We start from the raw sequence: 21,806 nt of genomic DNA on the forward strand, positions 1-21,806 counted from the left end.
ATGTGGCATGACCTCATCCCGCCCTGTCTTTGGCCGTAGCTGGTTACCTTATGCGTTAGTGTTTCCCCAACTGGCTATCACGGTAATTTTCTTTATCTGGCCCGCTGGTCAGGCACTGTTGTATTCCACGCAGCGTATTGATCCCTTTGGTCTCTCCAGCGAGTTTGTCGGTCTGGAAAACTTTCGCCACCTGATGAGCGACAGTTACTATCTGGACGCGTTCTATACCACCATGGTGTTCAGTTCGCTGGTAACCGTGTGCGGCATGGGCGTGTCGTTACTGCTGGCGGCGTTGGTGGATTATGCGTTGCGCTGTCGCCGCCTTTACCAAACCCTGTTTATTCTGCCTTACGCGGTGGCTCCGGTGGTGGCGGCCGCGCTGTGGATGTTTTTATTCAGCCCCGGCGGATTAATCACGTATGGCTTAAGCCTGTGGGGTTATGACTGGAATCACGCCACCCACAGTGGCCAAGCGATGTTTCTGGTGGTGCTGGCGTCCATCTGGAAGCAGATAAGCTATAACTTTCTGTTTTTCTTGGCCGCGTTGCAGTCCATTCCGAGCTCTCTGGTGGAGGCCGCGGCCATTGACGGTGCAGGTCCGGTGCGCCGTTTCTTCAATTTGGTGCTGCCGCTGATTTCTCCGGTTAGCTTCTTCCTGCTGGTAGTCAATCTGGTTTATGCCTTTTTCGACACCTTTCCCATTATCGATGCCGCCACGGCGGGCGGGCCGATGCAGGCTACGACCACCCTGATCTTCAAAATTTACCGTGAAGGGTTTGCCGGTCTGGATCTTTCCAGCTCTGCGGCGCAGTTGGTGGTGTTGATGCTGCTGGTGGTCGGCTTGACAGTCCTTCAGTTCCACTTTGTGGAACGCAAGGTCAATTACTAAGGGGCGCACCGATGATCGAAAATCGTCGCGGGCTGGATATCTTCAGCCATTTGATGCTGATAGTCGGCGTACTCGCCATTCTGTTTCCGCTCTATGTCGCCGTGGTGGCTGCAACGCTGGACAATCAGGCGGTGTTTCAAACGCCGATGACGCTGCTCCCCGGTACCCAACTGTGAGATAACCTGGTGTATGTCTGGCACCACGGTGCCGGTTAGAACAACGCGCCGTTCTGCAAGATGCTATTCAATAGCGCCGTGATGGCGTTAGCCATTACCTTCGGCAAAATTACCGTCTCCATTCTCTCTGCTTACGCCATTGTCTACTTTCGTTTCCCGTGTCGCTCGCTGTTCTTCTGGATGATTTTTTTGACGCTGATGCTGCCCGTGGAAGTGCGTATCTTCCCGACGGTGGAAGTGATTGCCCATTTGAACATGACGGACAGAATGACCGGTTTGACGCTGCCGCTGATGGCCTCGGCTACCGCCACCTTTCTGTTTCGGCAGTTTTTTATGACGCTGCCGGATGAACTGATGGAGGCTGCGCGCATTGATGGTGCCAGCCCGATGCGTTTCTTTTTCGATATGGTGTTGCCGCTCTCGCGTACCAATCTGGCGGCGCTGTTTGTGATTACCTTTATTTACGGCTGGAACCAGTATCTCTGGCCGCTGCTGATCGTCAACGACGTCAACCTTGGCACCGCGGTGGCTGGGTTGAAAAACATGATCGCCTCTGGCGATGTCGCCACCCAGTGGAACCACGTGATGGCGGCGATGTTGATGACGTTGTTGTTGCCGCTGTTGGTGGTGCTGTTGATGCAGCGCTGGTTTGTGCGTGGTCTGGTGGATAGTGAGAAATAAGACGATATGGCAGGTTTAAAACTTCAGGCCGTCACCAAATCCTATGACGGTAAAACACAGGTAATTCAGCCCATCGATCTGGATGTGGCGGACGGTGAGTTTGTGGTGATGGTGGGGCCTTCTGGCTGTGGTAAATCTACCCTGCTGCGCATGGTGGCCGGATTGGAACGCACTACCAGCGGGGATATTTATATCGATGGCGAGCGGGTGACCGAACGGGAACCGAAAGATCGTGGTATCGCCATGGTGTTCCAGAACTATGCGCTGTACCCGCACATGAGCGTCTATGACAACATGGCGTATGGACTGAAAATCCGCGGCTTTGGTAAAGCGCAAATCCGCCAGCGTGTTGAAGATGCTGCGCGTATTCTCGAACTTCTGCCGCTGTTGCAGCGTAAACCGCGCGAGCTTTCCGGCGGGCAGCGTCAGCGTGTCGCCATGGGCCGTGCTATCGTGCGCGAGCCCGCGGTATTTTTGTTCGATGAACCGCTCTCCAACCTGGATGCTAAACTGCTTGTGCAGATGCGTCTTGAGCTCCAGCAACTGCATCAGCGGTTACGCACCACCAGCCTGTATGTCACGCACGATCAGGTGGAAGCCATGACGCTGGCAGAGCGCGTGATTGTGATGAACAAAGGGATTGCCGAACAGATTGGGCCGCCGACGGAAATTTATCGCCGTCCTGCCTCGCTGTTCGTCGCCAGTTTCATCGGCTCCCCTGCCATGAATCTGTGGGCCGGGCGCATCAGCGATGACGGCACACAGTTTATGTTCAGCGCGGAGTTTGTCTTGCCGTTACCGGTGGCAAAACCCGCATGGGGCGGTCGGGCATTGACGTTGGGCGTCAGACCGGAGCATATTCAGTTGACCACGCGTGAGGCGGGTGGCATACCGCTATTGCTGACCACCCTTGAGCTGCTGGGCGCGGATAACCTGGCGCACGGTGCATGGGGGGAACAGCGGGTAATGGTGCGCCTTTCCCACGAACAGTGCCCGGCGCGCGGCGACACCTTGTGGCTGACTCTGCCAGCGCAGGCGTGGCATTTCTTTGATACTGAAAGCGGATTGCGGGTGGAATAATGGAAAAACAGTGGCCTTATCAGGCAATTGTCGCCCATCGCGGCGGCGCATTGGCACCGGAGAATACGCTGGCCGCCATTGATGTGGGGGCGCAGCACGGGCATAAAATGATCGAGTTTGATGCCAAGCTCTCTCAGGATGGCGAAATCTTTTTGCTGCATGATGATACGTTGGAGAGAACCACGAACGGCTGGGGCGTGGCGGGCGATTTGCCTTGGGATAAGCTGGTGGGGTTGGACGCGGGTGGGTGGTACAACACGCAATTTGTTGGTGAGCGCTTACCTCTGTTATCCGAAGTGGCATCGCGTTGCAAGCAGTACGGCTTAGCGGCCAATATCGAGATCAAACCTACTACCGGGCAAGAAACCCTCACCGGTCGCATGGTCGCGCAGGCGGCGGCACAACTTTGGCGCGATCACCCGATTGAGCCTCTGCTCTCTTCTTTCTCCGTTGAAGCGCTGGCCGCCGCACAGCAGGCGGTGCCAGCGCTACCGCGCGGGCTGTTGCTGGATGAGTGGGAAGAGGACTGGCTGCGTCTGACGCGCGATCTCGGCTGCGTCTCCATTCACCTCAACCATGAGCTGCTGGATGCGCAACGGGTGGCGCTGCTGAAAGCGTCTGGGCTACGCATTTTGGTTTATACCGTGAACCCACCGGCGCGTGCGCGTGATTTGCTAGCCTGGGGCGTTGACTGCATCTGTACAGACCGGATATATTTAATCGGCGCGGAGTTTTTCGCCGGCTAAATCCGCCCATATCCCCTGAGCGATGCTCAGGGGAAATAATAATTCGTCTAACAAGCCGGTGATTGCGCGCCTTTCCGTATGTGCGAGATTGCCTGATGTGTCCGGACTTGTTAGTGGGCGCTTACATTATTCAGGCTATCTGGCGCTGCTGAGTGAGGCATTGAAGGATTACCCTATGCCCCCCTTTGTACTCTCCTTTTGGCACCAGGTGGTGATTTCACTACCGCTGTTTGTATTGATTATTCTTGGCTACAGACTGATCCGGTTTGCCAAATGGCCTACCGCGTTCACCGATGGCGTCAGCCGCTTTGTCTTCTCTGTCGCCCTGCCTGCCATGCTGTTCCGCATGATGAGTGATTTCTCCAAACGACCCTCGGTGGATGCCCGATTGCTGATCGCGTTTTTCGGCAGTTGCCTGATCGTGTTCGTGATTGGCCGTATCGTTGCCCGCAAGGTGTTTGATTTGGACGGCGTCTCCGGCTCGGTATTCGCGCTGAGCGGTATCTTTTCCAACAACGTTATGCTGGGGTTGCCGCTGGCGACTACAATTCTTGGCGAAGAGGCGGCGCCTTCTGTGGCGCTGGTGTTGGTGTTTAATGGCCTGATTTTGTGGACGCTGGTCACCGTGTCGGTAGAGTGGGCGCGCAACGGCGCGCTGTCGCTGCAAGGATTTGGCAAAACGGCGGTCGGAGTGCTGAAAAACCCGCTGATTATCGGGATCTTATCCGGCACGCTGTTCAGCCTGACCGGATTCTCCCTGCCGGATTTTATCGATCAACCGGTAGGGATGCTGTCACAGGCGGCAGTTCCGCTTTCGCTGATTTCACTCGGTATGGGGCTGGCAGAATACCGGGTACGTGATGGCTGGCAAATCAGCGCGGTGGTGTGCGTGCTTAAACTGCTGGTGCAGCCTTTGGTGATCTGGGGGCTGGCGGTGATGCTTGGGCTGCCGGAAATGGAAACCCGCGTGGTGGTTCTGTTGGGCTCAATGGCGGTAGGGGTTAACCTCTACCTGATGTCGCGGCAGTTTAAGGTGCTGGACGGCCCCATTGCCGCCAGCCTGCTGTTATCGACAGCGCTGGCGGCACTGACCACGCCGTTGATTCTGGCGCTGATGGGGGTGAGTCTGTAGCGGATCAGTAACGGGGCTGGTTTTGCTGCTGCGTCCGCTGCTGATTTTGCTGGAGCTGACGCCGCAACTCTTGTTGTTGTTGCTCGCTACGGCGCTGAATGTCCTGATTCAACCGCTGTTGCTGCAATTGCTGGTTCTGCTGCATTTGTTGTTGCAGGCGCTGCTGGCTGGGAATACCGTTTTCAAGTTGTTGTTGCTGGGTGGTGAGCCTTTGCGTATTTGCCTGCGTGCCCAGCGACACCAAGGCCAGACAAAATATCGGAATCAGATAACGGGTCATGATACGTACCTCCTGTATACAGTGTACGCGTCTGGCCGAAAAACGTCGCGGGCATGTTGTCTGAATTCCTGCTTCGGGGGCAGGGGCGGCGTGTTATATACTGGCGGCCTGAAAACGCTTTTGTTGACCTATTCTCATGTTTCATATTGCGCTCTATTAGCCACAAATTGCCCCGAACACCGGTAATATCATCCGTCTGGTTGCCAATAATGGCTGCAAATTGCATCTGATTGAACCGATGGGCTTCGATCTGGATGAGAAAAAGGTGCGCCGCGCCGGGCTGGATTATCACGATCTGGCGAATGTCAGCCGCCATAAAAATTATCAGGATTTTCTGGCTGCCGTAGCCGGTCAGCGCATTTTTGCCTGTACCACCAAAGGCAGCCGTCCTTACGATCAACCGGACTATCAGCCGGGGGATGTACTGCTGTTCGGTTCGGAAACTGCCGGATTACCGGATGCGATTCGTAACGGTTTTACGCCGGAACAGCGTATTCGCATTCCCATGCAGTCGAATAATCGTAGTCTCAACCTCTCGAATGCGGTTGCCATCATCAGCTACGGAGCGTGGCGGCAAAACGGATTTGGCGGCGGCAGCTAACGCGCCTCTATTTACTGAACACGGCTCTTTCTGGCGGCGGATTGACGAGAAACACTACGTTGCCACGGTAATACGCTGAGGCGGCCAATCGACGCTGCCAGCGTTCGTCCCATTGCCCGTGCTGTACCAGGCCGAGACGGAAGGGAATTTGCAGTTTCATCAGGGCGGGCAGATATTCCGCATAGCGTGTTACCGTCGAGCGGCCCTGATAAGTCTGTACCACCAACTCATCGATAACGCCGCCCAGCCGATTAAGCGTGCCGACATCCCCGGTTTTAGCACAGTCCAACAGCCCGGTGACGCTGAGCTGTGTATCGGCGGGCAAACGCTGGCGTAGGGTTTGTAGAAATTTCACGTAGCGAGCCAACTGATAGCTGCGGGCATCAAAATCGATCTGGATACCCTTCACCTGGTTACCCAATGCGCGCCAGCGTGCCTGTGCTTTCAGCATACGGTTCAGATGTTTATCCGAAAGATCCAACATGGTAATACGGTAGGAGAGCCACAGGTTGTCTACCCGCAGCGCGCTAGCCGGTAACCCTTGACGTAAAAACACGGTTTTCCCCTGACGGCGTGCGATTTCACCCTGATGCAGGTAGAGCGTGTGTGCCTGATGTAGCACCGGCTGCGGTTTGACGGCCGCCCATAACCAAAAATCCTGGTAATGGGCGGCGTTGACGCGTTCAGCATGGGCGACGTTCGTGAACAGAACGCAGGTGACTACCAATAATATTTGAGCTGCGTGGCCCATTGGCTGCCTTTGAATTCGGTTTTCAACTGGGTAAACCAGGCTTTGCGCGTTGCCTTGCTGATCTCTTGTGTGCCGCAATCGTTCATGCCGCTGGGCGCATAGCAGTAGATAGCGCGATAAAGTGCGTAGCTTTTGTCTTCCGGCGGCGCCTGCGGATCGGTAATCACTTTTCAGATAAGCATCCAACCGGGAATAGGCTTTCCCGTTGAATTGGCTGGGTGTGTTGGTTAACGCTTCCAGCTGATTGCTCTCACCCCAATCGAATCCGACCTCATTGCCGGTACGGAAAAAGAACTCCCCCAGACAATTGGTGGCGTGAGCGTCATTCGGCCGTTTATTTAACGTGGATACCACCGTGGTCAGCACCGGGCATTGATACCCCTCTTCGGTATCGCTGCCATCCCAGGTGAAGGCGGTGAGGTCTTCCATATTCCAACTGGCGTTTTCTGCGCTTTTTAATGGCGCGATGGTGCGCAACAGCTCGCTGTCTTTGAGATAGGCCGCATAGTCACGGTGTACCAGCGATTGGGTCAGCAGCGTGTGCAGTGCCACGGCGCGTTCTTCATGGGTTTGTTGTTCGCCGGTTTGTTGGCGCAGCAGGTCGGCATTGGCAGCACTTTTCAGCACCGCAGAGCGGAAACGCAAATTTTTGACCGGGCTGTCAGGCGCAAAAATAGCCTCAGGGTGGCCTGCTTTGACCAGCGTTTCTGCCGCCTGCCAGCCGTGTTCGGCCTCTAGCGCCAAACCGCGCAGTACCTGGAGGCTGAAGTCGGTGGTGTCCGTCAGATCTTTGCCCGTTTCTTCCGGAATCAACGCCAGCGTGGCCACCGCATCCCGCTGCTGATAATAGTGGAAGGCGGCGTGCAGATAGCGATACTGCTGCTGCATACCGGCATCGTCAAACATCGCCTGCTGGGCGATCAGTTCAGCTTCTGATAACGCGGGCCACTGCATCCAGCCTTTGTCACTGCGCAGCCGTTTCAGATCTTGCACCAGCATCAGCAACGGCGCATCTGGTGTCTGAATAAAACTGCTGCTTTCCAGCAGCTTATTGTCGATTTCGTTATTGATGGTCTGCAACGCATCCAGATCTTTTTCCGCGGCAATCACACGCTGATAGCGTGCCGACAAGGCATTTTCATCGCCGATTACCCAGTAGGCGCGCCGATAAAGCCCATGGGCAGAATCGGCATAGCGGCCTTTCGGGTAGGCTTGCAGATAGGCGTCAATACGTTCGACTGCCCGTCGTCCCTGTTCCTTGTCCGCCTTATCGAAATTGAACATGTTGTATTCATCCAGCGCATTTTCCATCGCCTGATTCAGCGACACGCGAATCAACATGTAGCGCGCGGTTTCGGCCACCTACGGCTTGTTGGCCGTGGTTAGCGACTGAAAACCACTGTTGGCCTGTTCAAACAGGCCCTGATAAAAGGCCACCGCGTTAATCAAATACTGTTTGAGCTCTCCTGCATGGCCGTCCGCAGGCAGCGTCGCGAAATCGCGGGTCATGGTGGCTAACGTGGTGGCGGAGGAGAGCATGTTGATGCGAGCTTGTGCCAACTGGATGCGCTGCGGTTCGGTGAGTTGGGTATCTGCCAGCAGCACATCAAAAAAGGCTTCTACTGCGCTGGTATCGTTGGAGATATGACGCCCTTTATTTTCCTCCGGCGCCAGCGTATCCATCTGCGCTTGCACCTCGGGAGGAAGGTTTAGCTGTTTAGCTTTGGCGACCAGCGGCGAGGGTTGATTCGCACTGTCCGCCGATGTGTCGTCCTCGCTGGTCTCACTGGCCGTCAGCCCCATGACGCGATAAGCAGTAAAACGGATTCACGCGGGTTCATGTCTGATCGGGCAATGGCTGTGGCAGTGGAAGGGCCAAATGATGGCGGCTGCTTTGCAGCAGGATCAGATTGACGCGGGTGTCATTATTGGGCTCCAGATAAGGCAGGGCCGCAATGCCGCATTCGGCATCGGAAAATCCGCATACGTCATCACCTGAACTCAACGCCTGGCCGCTGAAAAGAAGTGCAAGTGCGCCAGCCAATAAGGAAACACCTTTCATTATCACTTCCTGTTTGACGGACAAGGAACAAAGCGGTCTCACCACGCTTTGCTCAAACTGACTGCCCTGATAAATAGTGGAAAATAACGCTCACTCTACTGAAGGAGCAGCAAAACACAACAGGCAGATGACTGAAATTCGAGTCACGGCAGGCTTATGTTGACCGTGATTGTTTGCATCTGCCCGCTGACGTGATGCGACTGAACGTGCCGCCCTCCTGCAACTAGAATTATTTAGGGTATAAACATGTTTAGCACTATTTCGCTAACAATATACCCGTATGGGGTATATTGTTAGCGAAATCAGGGGAAGTGTTATCCCCTCACCGACAAGGCATATATCGACGCCTTTTAACGGAAAGTCTAAGGATAACAACGAAATGACTAATGCAAGCGATCCTCTCTCATTGCACCTTCCAATCAGCGGCATGTCCTGCGCGGCCTGTGCTGTGCGTCTTGCGCGCGTGTTAAACCGCTTGCCGGGGGTGGAAGCCAATGTCAATTTCGCCAGCGAGCGTGCGCGTGTTCGGCTGCAAGGGGAAAGCAGCACGGTGCAGGATGTGGTCACGGCGATACATAAAGTCGGCTTTGACGTTGTTGAACAGACTCTGACGTTGGAACTTTCCGGCATGAGCAGCGAACGCTGTGCCGAACGTATTCAGGCGGCACTTGAAGCTCTACCGGATGTACATGCGACGGTAATGTTTGCCAGCAGCCGAGCCAGTGTTCGCTATCGCCCCGGCGTGGTTAGCCCGGAACAGATGGTGCGTGCGATTGAGCTGGGTGGTTTTCAAGCCCATGCCGTCGAGGGCGGTCAGCGTGGCGAAGAACGTGCACGACGCGAACGCGCGTGGCAGCGTGAACGCCGGGAATTTCTGATTGCGGCCGTGCTCACGGTGCCGCTGATGGCGGAAATGGTCGGGATGTTTTTCGGCAGCGGGCATCTGCTGCCCGGTTGGCTGCAAGCACTGCTGGCAACGCCGGTGCAGTTCTGGAGCGGACGCCATTTCTACCGCCGTGCCTGGAGTGCATTACGCAGCGGCACCTCCAACATGGACGTGCTGGTCACGCTAGGGACCAGCGTGGCCTATTTGTTCAGTCTGTTCACGTTGCTGACCACGCCGCACGGTCATCTCTATTTTGAAGCCAGTGCCGCGATCATTACGCTGGTACTGCTGGGCAAGCTGCTGGAAAGCAGAGCGAAAACCAAAACCGGTGCCGCCATTGAAGGTTTGCTAAACCTGCAACCGCCCATCGCACATGTGGAAGTGGACGGTGAAATTGAAGATCGCGATGTAACCAGCCTGCACAGCGGCGATATCTTTGTGGTGCGTCCCGGCGAGAGTATTCCTGTTGACGGCGTCATTCTCGATGGCCTCTCGGAGGTCAATGAATCAATGCTCACTGGTGAGAGTGTACCGGTGGTGAAAGCGGTGGGTGCCGAGGTGTTTGGCGCGACGCTTAACCAAAGCGGCATGCTGCGTGTCAAAGCCACCGGAGTGGGAAGCAATACGGCGCTGGCGCGTATCATTCGTATGGTCGAAGACGCACAGGGCTCAAAAGCCGCAGTGCAGCGGTTGGCAGATAAAATCTCGTCGGTGTTTGTGCCGGTGGTGGTGGCGATCGCACTGCTCACCTGGCTGACACACTGGTTTATCAGCGGGGATTTGGCCTCCAGCCTGGTGAGTGCGGTAGCGGTGCTGGTGATTGCCTGCCCCTGTGCGCTGGGGTTAACGACGCCGACGGCGATCATGGTGGGTACTGGGCAAGGGGCGCGTGCCGGTATCTTGTTCCGCAATGCCAATGCCTTAGAGCAAGTGCAGCGCTTGCAGGTACTGGTACTGGATAAGACAGGCACCATCACGGAAGGTAAGCCTTCGGTCAGTGACGTACTGCCAGAAGCTGCGGTGGCAGATGCTGAACTGCTGCGCGTTGCACTTTCTCTCGAACAGCATTCTGAGCATCCCCTCGGGCAAGCGCTGGTGCAGCATGCGCGGGAAGCCGGTGTGGAAGCCGTCGAGGTGAGTGCGTTTCAGGCGGTGATTGGCCGGGGGTTAAAAGGCGAGGTTGCCGGTGAAAACTGGTTGTTGGGGTCACCGCGTTTTCTGGCTGAAAATGATATCGTGCTCGATCAGGCGCAGATTGCCAAACTGGAAGCCCAGGGAAAAACGGTGATTGCCGTGGCCCGCGCTGACCTTCTATTGGGGTACATTGCGCTGGCAGATAAGGTGCGCGACGATGCACGTACCGCAATCGCCGACCTGCAAAATCAGGGGATCGAGGTCATGATGCTGACGGGGGATAATCCTCGTGCGGCGGCGGTGATTGCCAAACAGGTGGGGATCACCAACGTGGTGGCTCAGGTGTTGCCGGAGCACAAAGCGGCGGAGATACAGCGCCTTCAGGCCAATGGACGCTGTGTGGGTATGGTGGGCGACGGTATCAATGATGCGCCTGCATTAGCAGCGGCGGATGTAGGCTTCGCCATTGGCGCGGGCTCGGACATTGCGCTGGATACGGCGGACGTGGTGCTGATGCGTAACCACCTTGATAGCCTGCTGGATGCCATCAGCCTGTCGCGCGCGACGCTCGGTAAGGTGAAACAGAATCTGTTTTTTGCGTTTTTCTACAACGTGCTGGGCATTCCGCTGGCGGCGTTGTCGTTACTGAATCCGGTTATTGCCGGGAGTGCCATGGCGCTCAGTTCGATTTCCGTGCTGAGCAATTCACTGCTGTTACGTCATTGGAAACCGACCCGGCGCGACTGATATTCTGTGCCTTCCGGCTCCGCCCGGTGTCACACAATGTGAAATGGAGATTATTTGTAAGCGTCTCAATTAGGCCGTCTGTCCCGCAGACTCCGGTTCCGGGAAAATAGTGTCCATCATTTTTAATGGACACTATCGCGTGAAACACCGGACATAGCTCCTTGAGGCCACCTCGTTATACACAAGTCCGCAACGCCTTATATGCCAAGGGTTAGCGGGCTGAAATAGGCAGCCGGTGGGGTTGTAAATGAAGTGAAACCGACGTGTACTATCGCCATTTACGGCGCTGAAAAATGACACGGGATTCAGATGGCTGGGCACACCAAGAACTGGAAGGGGTAAATTTTGGTGACACGAGGCTCAATGTTCGCTTCCGGCAGGCTGGTCTTTCCTGGCCTCTGCCGAACACAATCAACGCCAGAAATCTGAATAAACGACTTTACCGACCGTCGTCCCGACAATCCTCCACTCTCTCCGTCACGCCGGCGCCTGCAGAAATCACTGTTGCCCGTAAGCGGCCGCGCCGGCCCAACTTCCCGCAGGACTTCAAAATCTCCCTGGTGGAACAGTCGATGCAGCCCGGCGTCAGCGTGGCACAGCTTGCCCGCGAAAATGACATCAATGACAACCTGCTGTTCAACTGGCGTCGCCTTTATCAGCAGGGGCTGCTGGGCGCATCGGCCGGCATGCCGGCGCTGCTCCCCGTCACGCTCACCACGAGCGACAGACCCGGGGCGGGGGACTGCCGGTTCCCTCAACTGAAGAGCCTCCCTGCTGCGAACTGGTTCTGCCCGCTGGCACACTGCGTATCCGGGGGACACTGACGCCGGAGCTGTTGCAGATGCTCATCCGCGAAATGAAGGGCGGTCAGCGATGATCTCTCTTCCTGCGGGCGCACGTATCTGGCTGGTCGCCGGCGTGACCGACATGCGTAACGGCTTCAAAGGGTTGTCCTCGAAGGTGCAGAACACGCTTCGTGCTAACACGTTCGGCGGCCACCTTTTTATCTTCCGGGGCCGGCGCGGCGATATGATCAAGGTGCTGTGGGCGGACCGGGACGGTCTGTGCCTGTTCATCAAACGCCTGGAGCGCGGGCGGTTCGTCTGGCCGGTGACCCGTGATGGTAAAGTCCATCTGACGCCGGCGCAGCTGGCGATGCTGCGGGAAGGCATCAACTGGAAGCATCCGCAGCGGACGGAACGCCCTGGCCTGCGCATCTGAGCTGAAGTAAAGTAAGCGCATGGTGCGCTCACTCTCCGATGAAAATGCCCGGCTCCGGGCGCTGCTGGACACGCAGCAGCACACAATCCGCCAGATGGCGGAGTATAACCGTCTCCTCTCACAGCGGGTGGCGGCGTACGCCAGTGAACTTAACCGTCTGAAGGCGCTGGTTGCCAGGCTGCAGCGCATGCAGTTCGGCAAAAGCTCCGAAAAACTGCGGGAGAAAACGCAGCGCCAGGTGCGGGAAGCTGAAGAGCGCATCAGCGCCCTGCAGGAGGAGATGGCGGAAGTGCTGGGTGAGCAGCATGCCCCGGAGTTGCCTCAGCCGCTGCGCCAGTCTTCCGCCCGTAAACCGCTTCCTGCCTCACTCCCGCGCGAAACCCGTACGCTGCCGCCGGCCGAAACCGCCTGCCCGGCGTGTGGCGGCAACCTCAGCCCGCTGGGCTGCGACGTGTCGGAGCAGCTGGAGCTTATCAGCAGCGCCTTTAAGGTTATCGAAACGCAGCGGCCAAAACTGGCCTGCTGCAGCTGTGACCACATCGTTCAGTCGCCGATGCCGTCAAAGCCCATCGAGCGCAGCTACGCCGGCCCCGGCCTGCTGGCGCGCATCGTTACGGCGAAGTTCGCAGAGCACACGCCACACTATCGTCAGTCTGAGATATACCGCCGCCAGGGCGTGGAGCTGAGCCGGGCCACGCAGGGGCGCTGGTCCGGTGCGGTGAGCGAACTGCTGGAGCCGCTGTATGACCTGCTGCGGCAGTACGTCCTGATGCCGGGCAAGGTGCACACCGACGATATCCCTGTGCCGGTGCAGGAGCCGGGCAGCGGCAAAACGCGCACGGCCCGGCTGTGGGTGTACGTGCGGGATGACCGCAACGCGGGTTCACAGCTTCCGCCGGCGGTCTGGTTCGCGTACTCGGCGGACCGGAAGGGTGTTCATCCGCAGCAACACATTGCCGGGTACAGCGGCATCCTGCAGGCGGATGCCTACGGTGGCTATAATGCGCTGTACGAAGACGGGCGCATCACAGAAGCGGCCTGCATGGCGCACGCGCGGCGAAAAATCCACGACGTTCACGTCCGTACCCCGACCGGCATCACCACCGAAGCGCTGAAACGTATCGGGGAACTGTACGCCATTGAGGCGGAGATACGCGGCAGTCCGGCAGACGAACGGCTGGCGGTCCGGAAAGAGAAAACCCTCCCGCTGATGCAGTCGCTGTACGACTGGATACAGGCGCAGATGAAGGTGCTGTCGCGTCACTCGGACACAGCGAAGGCGTTCGCGTACCTGCTGAAACAAAGGGACGCGATGAGCCTCTATTGCAGCAACGGCTGGGCGGAAATAGACAATAACATCGCGGAGAACGCGCTGCGTGGTGTTGCCCTGGGCCGGAAGAACTTGCTGTTCGCCGGTTCAGATGCGGGCGGGGAGAGAGCAGCTGTTCTGTACTAGCTGATCGGCACCTGCCGGCTTAACGGAGTGGAGCCGGAGGCGTGGCTGCGTTACGTCATTGACCATATCCAGGACTGGCCGGTAAACCGGGTCCGCGATCTGCTGCCATGGAAAGTCGATCTCGAATCTGCATAAGCGTCAATACGGTCTGGATGTGACGCTTACGAGTATTTTATGTCCTATGTTACAATCAACGTCCAAGGTATGTCCTGCGTCGGCTGCACCAGTAAGGTCAAGAACGCGCTGGAAGCGCTTAATGGGGTTCAGGGTGTGCAGGTCACGCTGGAAACCGGTCTGGTAAACGTGGAGTACAATGAGACAGAAAAAGCCAACCCAGACGTCTTCCGCGACACTGTCGAAGGACTCGGCTTTGACGTCGCCGCGTCGTAAGTGCGAGTTTTGTGCCGCTGCCACTGAAGCGGCCAGTTCAGCCTATGAATCGGATGTTCGCCGTGTGGTTCAGCCGCGTAAAAAAGCGCTGCTGAACCGGCTCAACCGAATTAACGGTCAGGTTAACGGCATCGGTCAGATGATCGAACAAGACCGTTATTGCGTTGATATCCTCAATCAGATTTCTGCGGCGCGTTCTGCGCTTAATGCTGTTGCCAATCAATTGCTGGCCGATCACACCAACGGCTGCGTGTGTAAGGCGGTATTGGACGATGGTGGGGAAGCAGCAATCGCGGAACTGCTGCAAGTGATTCAGCGTATGCGCTAGCGGGGCGGCGCAACGCGCCGTACCCCACGTGTATAGCTGCGCTTAGCGTTCGTTCAGCGGTAGCCAGATGGTCAGACGTAACCCCCCTAACGAACTGTCTCCTGCTTTAACCCAGCCTTTATGTTGCGTAATCGCATTCTCCACAATCGCCAACCCTAACCCCGTACCGCCCGACGCCCGATCGCGCGCCTCATCGGTGCGATAGAACGGGCGGAAGATTTGCTCGCGATCTTCCGGGTTAATGCCGGGGCCATCATCGTCAACGTTAATGGTGAGTCCTTGATTATCAACGGCAAAGGCGACGCTGATATGGGTGTTTGAGTAACGCAGGGCGTTGCGCACCACATTTTCGAAAGCGCTTTCCAGTGCGGAACGGTTACCGAACAGCGGCCAGGGGCCGGGTGGATAGGGCACGTCCAGCGTTTTACCCATTTGCTCGGCTTCAAAGCGGGCGTCATCCAGCACGTCTCCCCACAGTTCGTCGGCGCGGATATATTCACGCCCCAACTCGTTCTTGTGCTGGTTGCGCGATAACACCAGCAGGTCGTTGATCATGCTGTCCAGCCGCTGCGTTTCGGTTTCAATGCGGTTCAGCTCATTGTTTTCACCCTGACGACGGCGCAGCAGCGCGGTAGCCAATTGCAAGCGTGTCAACGGTGTGCGCAGTTCATGGGAAATATCAGAAAGCAGACGTTGTTGCGCGGTAACCATGCGTTCCAGCGCGCTGACCATTTGGTTAAAGCTGACGCCAGTGGCGAGGAACTCTTGCGGCCCGGCTTCCATCTCGGGGTGTTGACGTAGGTTGCCTTGCGCCACTTCATCGGCCGCAATTTTCAGCTTACGCGCAGGTTTTGCCAGGCTCCAGGCCAGCCAAAGCAACAACGGTGTGCTGATAAGCATAGTGACAATGAGTAACAGCAGCGGGCGGTCCAGTAGCAGATTGATGAAATCGGACTGCGGGCTGTTTGCCATGCGGATCAGATAAACCTGGTAATTATCCTCACCGTCGCGCACGGAAAACGGTCCGAGCAGTTCGAGCCGACCATAATTTTTCTTCTGTGGGTGGTCGGCATTATCAGACTGGCCGATAAAGTTACGCACAATCTGCATTTCGGTTTTTTGCAGCGTACCGAAAATGCGCCCTTCACTCGTGACGAAAACCAGACGTTGCCCCGGCGGTGACCATTTTTCGATCACGCGAAACAAGCGTCGCCACCAAAACAGGTCGTTAGGCGGATCGGCGGCAAGATCGGCTTCGATATGCTGTTCCAGCATCACGCCCTGACGATACTCGTTTTCCAACAGCGCCGTCATTTGGCGTGAGTCCAGCTTGGGCAACATCAGAACCAGCATTAGCACCAACGCCAGCGTCAGCCAGAAAATGGCGAAAATGCGCGAAGTCAAACTGTCGATCATGCCGCAGATAACTATTTTAACTTGTTGATACCATTAAATAACCGCGGCCGCGGAGCGTCTTGAACCAGGGTTGTCCGTCTTTACGCTCCGGCAGTTTACGTCGCAGATTGGAAATGTGCATGTCTATCGCACGATCGAACGGCGTCAGACGTTTACCCAGCACTTCCTGACTAAGATGCTCGCGCGACACCACTTGTCCCAACCGCTGCGCCAACAGGTAGAGCAGCGTGAACTCGGTGCCGGTGAGATCCAGCACTTCGGTGTCGAAGCTCGCTTCCTGGCGCCCCGGATTGAGGCGCAAACCGTCCACTTCAACGGTCGGTGAACCGTTATCCGTGGTTTGCTGCTGCTCGGTCCACGATGAGCGGCGTAAAATGGCGCGAATACGTGCCACCAGTTCACGATCGTTAAACGGTTTAGGCAGATAATCATCCGCCCCCAGTTCCAGCCCCAGAACGCGATCCAGTTCGCTACCGCGCGCGGTTAGCATGATGACGGGCGTCTGATGCTGCTGCCGTACCTCTTTCAAGGTGTCGATACCGTTTTTCTTCGGCATCATGACGTCCAACAACAGCAAATCTACCGTACTGTCCAATACGTTTAATGCCTGTTCGCCATCGTGGGCAACGACAACGTTAAAACCTTCCATTTCGAGCAACTCTTTCAACAAAGCGGTGAGTTCTTTGTCGTCATCCACCAACAGAATCTTGTTCATGATTAGGCTACCTCCAGGGGCAAAATACGTCATAGATCGACGCTATTCCATGACTTTACGTAGTTTTACATCCTCTGACGCATGTTTGCAGCAAGGTGTTTAGACTTGTGTTCATTGATTCACAGATTGGCGCATTGTACCGGGGGGTGATGATGCTACGGCGCATAAAAATCTCTCTCATTTCATTGCTGATGTTCGGTGTCGTTAACGCATCAGTAGCCGATAGCGATAGTGCGTCACTGCCTGGTTGACACCCTGGCGATGCAGCCTTGCGAAACGCCATCAGTCAGCGCGGTCTGTTTGACGGTGTGAAACTGACGGAACAACAGCGTCAACACTTGCGTGACCTGATGCAACAGGCAAGGCAAGATGCGCCCGTGCTGCACTTAAATGATATAGAAAAAATGCACACTTTGGTGACCGCAGAGAAATTTGATGAAGCGGCCGTCAGAAAACAGATTTCGCAGATGATGCAAGCACAGGTTGAACGCCAGATAGAAATGACACGTGTGCGCAATAAAATGTATAACTCGCTGAATTATTAGAAAAAATAGTTCTGGAACAGCGTTATCAACAGTGAATGAACGAGATGCGGCAGCAGTTATCCCAAGCTGAAGCCTCCATGTCCCCCCTGTGGGGCGCTGAACAGTGAACCAAATCCCTGAGTAACCCTGTAGTGTGTAGTGAAAGTAGTAAGAAGTTGATTTCCTTGCCATAGACACCATCCCTGTCTTTTGCCCGTCATGATGACGGGCTTTTTTTTTGCTGTTTTTTAGGAAAAGGCTTTCAAAAACAGAGGGGTGTTGGGGAACGAAACGCCATATAAAACCATTAAATTCATCCCTCTAAACAGTGGTTACGCCTACGTTGGCACCTAAAATCCGCGCTGTTCTTCGATTAACTGCTTAAAAAAAGTACTACAGCCCGCCCCGATTCAGCGTAAAATGTGATCTGCTTTACAGATTTTTGTCGGTGTAGGCGCTACCTTTGGCGTAGCCCGGCAATTTTTCTGTTCACGTGCAGCGTTCGATGCCGCTTCCTGCGGCGCGACACGCTGCTGATTTTCTTTCTACGTTGTTGATATCTGCTAGTGTGCAGCCCATGACCCTTTCATCCCGTTCGATAGCATGGTTTCGTGTTATCAGCCTCGCTATGGCGGCGTTTATTTTTAATACCGCTGAATTTACGCCCGTTGCCTTGTTGTCTGATATTGCCGTCAGTTTTTCGATGAGCGCTGCACAGGTCGGGTTGATTATCACGATTTATGCCTGGGTGGTGGGCACCATGTCGTTGCCCTTTATGCTGGTATGCAGCGATATGGAACGGCGGGGGCTGCTGATCAAAGTGTTTATCCTGTTCGCCGTGTGCAACATCATTTCCGGTTTGGTCTGGAATTTCTGGGTGCTGGTGGCGGCGCGTATCGGTGTGGCGCTGGCACATGCCATTTTCTGGTCAATTACGGCCTCGTTGGCGGTGCGTTTGGCACCGCCGGGCAAGAAAGCGCAGGCGCTGAGCCTGTTGGCAACCGGCACCGCGCTGGCAATGGTACTGGGCCTGCCGCTCGGTCGTCTAATCGGGCAGTACATGGGGTGGCGCGTCACCTTCAGCGGTATTGGCGTGGTGGCTTTTGTGATTCTGCTAGTGTTGATGAAACTGTTGCCTCCGTTGCCTAGCAGCCATTCTGGTTCGCTGAAAAGCCTGCCATTGCTGCTTAAACGCCCGGCGCTGCTGTGTATTTATGCACTGACGGTGCTGGTGGTGACGGCCCATTTTACCGCTTACAGCTATATCGAACCTTTCGTGCAGCGGGTTGCCGGATTAAGCGAAAATTTCACCACCGTATTGCTGCTGATTTTTGGCGGTGCCGGTATCATCGGCAGCATGCTTTTCAGCCGCTACAGCAATCGCTATCCAGCGGGCTTTCTGGTGGCGAGCATCGCGGCATTGCCGTTGTGCATGGCGCTGTTTTTGCCAATGGCCAATAATCCATTGGGATTGTCCATCGTCTGTGTGCTGTGGGGCATCGTTATCATGGCGCTGAGCCTTGGCATGCAAGTAAAAGTCCTGACGCTGGCCTCTGATGCCACTGATGTTGCCATGGCATTGTTCTCCGGCATCTATAATGTGGGTATCGGCGGTGGTGCGCTGCTGGGCAACCAGATCATCACGCATGTCGGCATGAATGAGATTGGTTTTGTGGGGGCTTCACTGGGGGGCATTGCGTTGCTGTGGTGCCTGTTCATTTTTCGGCGCTATGCGCTCGTGTTTAGCCATGCTGTCATGAAGTAATGTCATGATTGGATAACATGCTTTGTTGAGGCGAGGTGCGTGATGGATTTGCAGTATGCACATTGGGTAACGCGCGCCGCAGTGGTTGCGACAGCCGTGGCGCTGCTGTTATTTATCATTAAGGCCTTCGCCTGGTGGTACACCGGTTCGGTCAGTTTATTAGCCTCGTTGGTGGATTCACTGGTGGATATCAGCGCGTCGCTGGTGAACCTGCTGGCCGTGCGTTATGCGCTCCAACCCGCTGACGATGAGCATGCTTTCGGTCATGGCAAAGCAGAGTCTCTGGCCGCCATTGCGCAGGGCATGTTCATTGCTGGTTCCGCGCTGTTCTTGAGCCTCACCGGGTTCCAACGGCTAAATGCGCCGCAACCGCTGTACGCACCAGAAGTGGGGATTGTCATCACCGTGATTGCCCTGGTGGCAACGCTGCTGCTGGTGACTTTTCAACGTTGGGTGGTACGCAAGACCCAGAGCCAAGCGATACGCGCCGATTCATTGCATTACCTGTCTGATGTGTTTATGAACGGCGCTATTCTGGTGGCGCTGGTATTAAGCTGGCGCGGTATCACCTACGCTGATGCCCTGTTTGCGTTGGGGATTGGGGTTTATATTCTCTACAGCGCCCTGCGCATCTGCTATGACGCGGTGCAATCGCTGCTGGATCGCGCGCTGCCAGAAGAAGAGCAGCAGGCGATTGTTGAGCTGATTCGTGACTGGCCGGGCACTCATGGCGCACATCAACTGCGTACCCTGCGCTCAGGGCCGACCCGTTTTATTCAACTGCATCTGGAAATGGATGATTCGCTGCCGCTGGTTCGGGCACATGAGGTTGCGGACCGTTTGGAGCAGGTGTTGCGTCAGCGTTTTCCCGGTGTCGATATTCTTATCCATCAAGACCCGTCCTCCGCTGTACCGGAAGAACAGCGCGGGCGCATCGAGGTGTGATCCAGCCTGTATTTGTTTGAGAAATGTGATAGAAAATGGGTTGTGCGGCATTATTTTGCCTGACCTGAATCAATTCAGCTCAGGACATTTGTTATAATATGCCTAAAAAGGTGAGCGATGGTTCGCCACGGCGGCCCGTCCGATAGAAACATCCTGCAAAACTACATCTACAAGTCCAGAGGTTGTCATGATCAAGAAAATCGGAGTATTGACGAGCGGTGGCGATGCGCCAGGCATGAATGCGGCGATTCGCGGCGTAGTACGCGCGGCGCTGACGGAAGGTTTGGAAGTCTACGGTATCTATGATGGCTATCAGGGCTTGTACCAGGATCGCATGGAGCAGTTGGACCGCTACAGCGTGTCTGATGTTATCAACCGCGGCGGCACCTTTTTAGGATCGGCGCGTTTCCCCGAGTTTCGCGACGATCACGTACGTGAAGTCGCGGTACAGAACATGAAAAACCGTGGTCTGGATGCCCTGGTGGTGATCGGCGGTGACGGTTCTTACATGGGTGCCAAGCGCCTGACTGAAATGGGCTTTCCGTGTATTGGCCTGCCGGGCACCATCGATAACGATGTGGCAGGCACCGACTACACCATTGGGTATTTCACCGCACTGGAAACCGTACTGGAAGCCATTGACCGTTTACGCGATACCTCTTCTTCTCACCAACGTATTTCCATCGTGGAAGTGATGGGACGCCACTGCGGCGATCTGACGCTGGCCGCGGCGATTGCCGGGGGCTGCGAATTTATTGTGTTACCGGAAGAAGAGTTTAAACCGAAAGATCTGGTGTGTGAAATCAAAGCAGGCATCTCTAAAGGGAAAAAACACGCCATTGTCGCCATTACTGAGCACATCTGCGATATCGACGAACTGGCACGCTATATTGAAAGAGAAACTGGGCGTGAAACGCGTTCTACGGTGCTGGGCCATATTCAACGTGGCGGCTCCCCGGTAGCTTATGACCGTATTTTGGCGTCGCGTATGGGCGCGTACTCTATTGAACTCCTGCTGCAAGGCTACGGCGGTCGCTGCGTCGGTATTCAGAACGAAAAAATGGTGCACCACGATATCATTGATGCCATTGAGAACATGAAACGACCCTTCAAGCGTGATTGGCTGGAGACGGCGAGAAAGCTGTTCTAAATCTGGTGTCTGTATTCTTTCGCAATAAAAGCCATCCCGCCGTATGACGACAGGGTGGTTTTTTTTCTTGATGTGGCAGTCTGTCGGGAGCCTGTCAGGTCGCTGTCGTGTTCGCGGCAGCTAAGCGGGCGTAGGTTGAGGCTGTGTTTTTTATTTCTTTAAAAAATAGCGTTGAAAAAACAGCCATGAATACCAATCCGATTAAAACATTACGCCTTGCCCGCGCCTGGTCCCAGGAGCAACTGGCGGAACTCTCCTCCTTGAGCGTCAGAACCGTTCAGCGTATCGAGAATGGTGAGCGTGCCAGTTTGGATACGCTCGGTGCCATCGCCGCAGCGTTTGGCGTCAATGTTACCGAATTGATGACGGAAGAGAGTGAGCAAACCCTGAGCGGAGAATCGCTTGAGCTGCGCGTTCAGGCAGCGAAACGTCAGGTGCGGCAAGAGAGCCGTTTCTGGCGCTCGCTTGTGGTTTATGTTGTGGTCAATCTGGTGCTGTTCGTGGTGAACCGAATGACATCGCCAGGCTCCCACTGGTTCCTGTGGCCGCTGCTAATCTGGGGCAGTTTTCTGGCGCTGAATACCGTGAAGGTGTTCTGGCTGCGCGATCGTTGGCAGCGCTGGGAGCAGGCGCGTGTACAGCGGGTGCTGCGTAAGCCATAATAGCGTCGTACACTTAAACGGGTAGGGCTGGCATTGAGCCAGCGTAATAGAGGGATAATAGAGGTCTTC

The 21,806-nt window shown here is 55.7% G+C and carries 20 protein-coding genes and 3 pseudogenes; 17 read left to right on the top strand and 6 right to left on the bottom strand.

Going from position 1 to position 21,806, the window contains the following annotated elements; genetic code table 11:
• Nucleotides 1-7: 7 nt before the first annotated feature.
• The 5 genes and pseudogenes from ugpA to ACWWJF_RS11540 all read left to right on the top strand — a co-directional run bounded on the left by ugpA (nt 8) and on the right by ACWWJF_RS11540 (nt 4,704).
• Nucleotides 8-889 carry a sn-glycerol-3-phosphate ABC transporter permease UgpA gene (ugpA, locus tag ACWWJF_RS11520; protein ID WP_455869510.1) on the top strand — a complete coding sequence of 294 codons (882 nt, stop codon included), beginning with the start codon at nt 8-10 and terminating at the stop codon, nt 887-889.
• A gap of 11 nt (nt 890-900) precedes the next feature.
• Nucleotides 901-1,746, top strand: a pseudogene (ugpE, locus tag ACWWJF_RS11525) (sn-glycerol-3-phosphate ABC transporter permease UgpE).
• Between the two features lie 6 nt (nt 1,747-1,752).
• Complete coding sequence (locus ACWWJF_RS11530; RefSeq protein ID WP_455869511.1) at nt 1,753-2,826, top strand: sn-glycerol-3-phosphate import ATP-binding protein UgpC; 1,074 nt, start codon at nt 1,753-1,755, stop codon at nt 2,824-2,826.
• Nucleotides 2,826-3,572, top strand: a complete 747-nt coding sequence (gene ugpQ / locus ACWWJF_RS11535; protein ID WP_455869512.1) for a glycerophosphodiester phosphodiesterase — start codon at nt 2,826-2,828, stop codon at nt 3,570-3,572. Before ACWWJF_RS11530 ends, ugpQ begins: the two co-directional genes overlap by 1 nt.
• 175 nt (nt 3,573-3,747) lie before the next feature.
• A complete protein-coding gene (locus ACWWJF_RS11540) occupies nt 3,748-4,704 on the top strand; it encodes an AEC family transporter (RefSeq protein ID WP_455871045.1) in 957 nt (318 codons plus the stop codon).
• 4 nt (nt 4,705-4,708) lie between these two features.
• Here ACWWJF_RS11540 and ACWWJF_RS11545 read toward each other — a convergent pair whose 3' ends face one another.
• Nucleotides 4,709-4,984 (bottom strand): hypothetical protein, encoded by a 276-nt coding sequence (locus tag ACWWJF_RS11545; RefSeq protein ID WP_455869513.1) that lies wholly within the window; start codon nt 4,982-4,984, stop codon nt 4,709-4,711.
• Nucleotides 4,985-5,150: 166 nt separating this feature from the next.
• On the opposite strand from ACWWJF_RS11545, the gene ACWWJF_RS11550 reads away from it, so the two are divergent.
• A complete protein-coding gene (locus tag ACWWJF_RS11550) occupies nt 5,151-5,585 on the top strand; it encodes a tRNA (cytidine(34)-2'-O)-methyltransferase (protein ID WP_455871046.1) in 435 nt (144 codons plus the stop codon).
• 7 nt (nt 5,586-5,592) lie between these two features.
• On the opposite strand, the gene ACWWJF_RS11555 is transcribed toward ACWWJF_RS11550, so the two are convergent.
• The 3 genes from ACWWJF_RS11555 to ACWWJF_RS11565 form a co-directional block, all read right to left on the bottom strand.
• On the bottom strand, nt 5,593-6,336 hold the full coding sequence (locus tag ACWWJF_RS11555; protein ID WP_455871047.1) for a DUF3142 domain-containing protein: 744 nt from the start codon (nt 6,334-6,336) through the stop codon (nt 5,593-5,595).
• Between the two features lie 1,362 nt (nt 6,337-7,698).
• Complete coding sequence (locus ACWWJF_RS11560) at nt 7,699-8,139, bottom strand: hypothetical protein (RefSeq protein WP_455869514.1); 441 nt, start codon at nt 8,137-8,139, stop codon at nt 7,699-7,701.
• 34 nt (nt 8,140-8,173) lie between these two features.
• Nucleotides 8,174-8,398, bottom strand: a complete 225-nt coding sequence (locus tag ACWWJF_RS11565; RefSeq protein ID WP_455869515.1) for a hypothetical protein — start codon at nt 8,396-8,398, stop codon at nt 8,174-8,176.
• Nucleotides 8,399-8,678: 280 nt separating this feature from the next.
• Between ACWWJF_RS11565 and ACWWJF_RS11570 the strand changes: the two genes are divergently transcribed.
• From ACWWJF_RS11570 to ACWWJF_RS11595, 6 genes and pseudogenes are all read left to right on the top strand, one after another.
• Nucleotides 8,679-11,165 (top strand): heavy metal translocating P-type ATPase, encoded by a 2,487-nt coding sequence (locus ACWWJF_RS11570; protein ID WP_455869516.1) that lies wholly within the window; start codon nt 8,679-8,681, stop codon nt 11,163-11,165.
• 509 nt (nt 11,166-11,674) lie between these two features.
• Nucleotides 11,675-12,042: pseudogene (tnpA, locus tag ACWWJF_RS11575) on the top strand (IS66-like element accessory protein TnpA); the annotation flags it as partial.
• Complete coding sequence (gene tnpB / locus ACWWJF_RS11580) at nt 12,039-12,386, top strand: IS66 family insertion sequence element accessory protein TnpB (RefSeq protein ID WP_455868489.1); 348 nt, start codon at nt 12,039-12,041, stop codon at nt 12,384-12,386. The pseudogene tnpA and the gene tnpB, both read left to right, overlap by 4 nt.
• Before the next feature lie 19 nt (nt 12,387-12,405).
• Nucleotides 12,406-13,977 (top strand): annotated as a pseudogene (tnpC, locus tag ACWWJF_RS11585) (IS66 family transposase).
• A gap of 39 nt (nt 13,978-14,016) precedes the next feature.
• Entirely contained in the window at nt 14,017-14,232 is a 216-nt protein-coding gene (locus ACWWJF_RS11590) for a heavy-metal-associated domain-containing protein (RefSeq protein WP_455869517.1), read from the top strand.
• A gap of 64 nt (nt 14,233-14,296) precedes the next feature.
• Entirely contained in the window at nt 14,297-14,560 is a 264-nt protein-coding gene (locus ACWWJF_RS11595; RefSeq protein WP_455869518.1) for a metal-sensitive transcriptional regulator, read from the top strand.
• A 42-nt stretch (nt 14,561-14,602) separates the two neighbouring features.
• Here the strand turns inward: ACWWJF_RS11595 and cpxA are convergent, their stop codons facing one another.
• Both cpxA and cpxR read right to left on the bottom strand, forming a co-directional pair.
• Nucleotides 14,603-15,976, bottom strand: a complete 1,374-nt coding sequence (cpxA, locus tag ACWWJF_RS11600; protein WP_455869519.1) for an envelope stress sensor histidine kinase CpxA — start codon at nt 15,974-15,976, stop codon at nt 14,603-14,605.
• A gap of 16 nt (nt 15,977-15,992) precedes the next feature.
• The gene (cpxR, locus tag ACWWJF_RS11605) at nt 15,993-16,691 is read right to left on the bottom strand and encodes an envelope stress response regulator transcription factor CpxR (RefSeq protein ID WP_222159118.1); all 699 of its coding nucleotides are present in this window, start codon (nt 16,689-16,691) and stop codon (nt 15,993-15,995) included.
• A gap of 269 nt (nt 16,692-16,960) precedes the next feature.
• Between cpxR and ACWWJF_RS11610 the strand changes: the two genes are divergently transcribed.
• The 5 genes from ACWWJF_RS11610 to ACWWJF_RS11630 all read left to right on the top strand — a co-directional run bounded on the left by ACWWJF_RS11610 (nt 16,961) and on the right by ACWWJF_RS11630 (nt 21,737).
• Complete coding sequence (locus ACWWJF_RS11610; RefSeq protein WP_455869520.1) at nt 16,961-17,236, top strand: Spy/CpxP family protein refolding chaperone; 276 nt, start codon at nt 16,961-16,963, stop codon at nt 17,234-17,236.
• A 556-nt stretch (nt 17,237-17,792) separates the two neighbouring features.
• Nucleotides 17,793-18,980, top strand: a complete 1,188-nt coding sequence (locus ACWWJF_RS11615; protein WP_455871048.1) for a sugar transporter — start codon at nt 17,793-17,795, stop codon at nt 18,978-18,980.
• Between the two features lie 42 nt (nt 18,981-19,022).
• Nucleotides 19,023-19,925, top strand: a complete 903-nt coding sequence (fieF, locus tag ACWWJF_RS11620) for a CDF family cation-efflux transporter FieF (RefSeq protein WP_455871049.1) — start codon at nt 19,023-19,025, stop codon at nt 19,923-19,925.
• 187 nt (nt 19,926-20,112) lie between these two features.
• Nucleotides 20,113-21,075 carry a 6-phosphofructokinase gene (gene pfkA, locus ACWWJF_RS11625; protein WP_455869521.1) on the top strand — a complete coding sequence of 321 codons (963 nt, stop codon included), beginning with the start codon at nt 20,113-20,115 and terminating at the stop codon, nt 21,073-21,075.
• A 185-nt stretch (nt 21,076-21,260) separates the two neighbouring features.
• Nucleotides 21,261-21,737 carry a 2TM domain-containing protein gene (locus ACWWJF_RS11630; protein ID WP_455871050.1) on the top strand — a complete coding sequence of 159 codons (477 nt, stop codon included), beginning with the start codon at nt 21,261-21,263 and terminating at the stop codon, nt 21,735-21,737.
• The last annotated feature ends 69 nt before the right edge of the window (nt 21,738-21,806 follow it).

It is taken from the genome of Symbiopectobacterium sp. Eva_TO, from assembly GCF_053848865.1.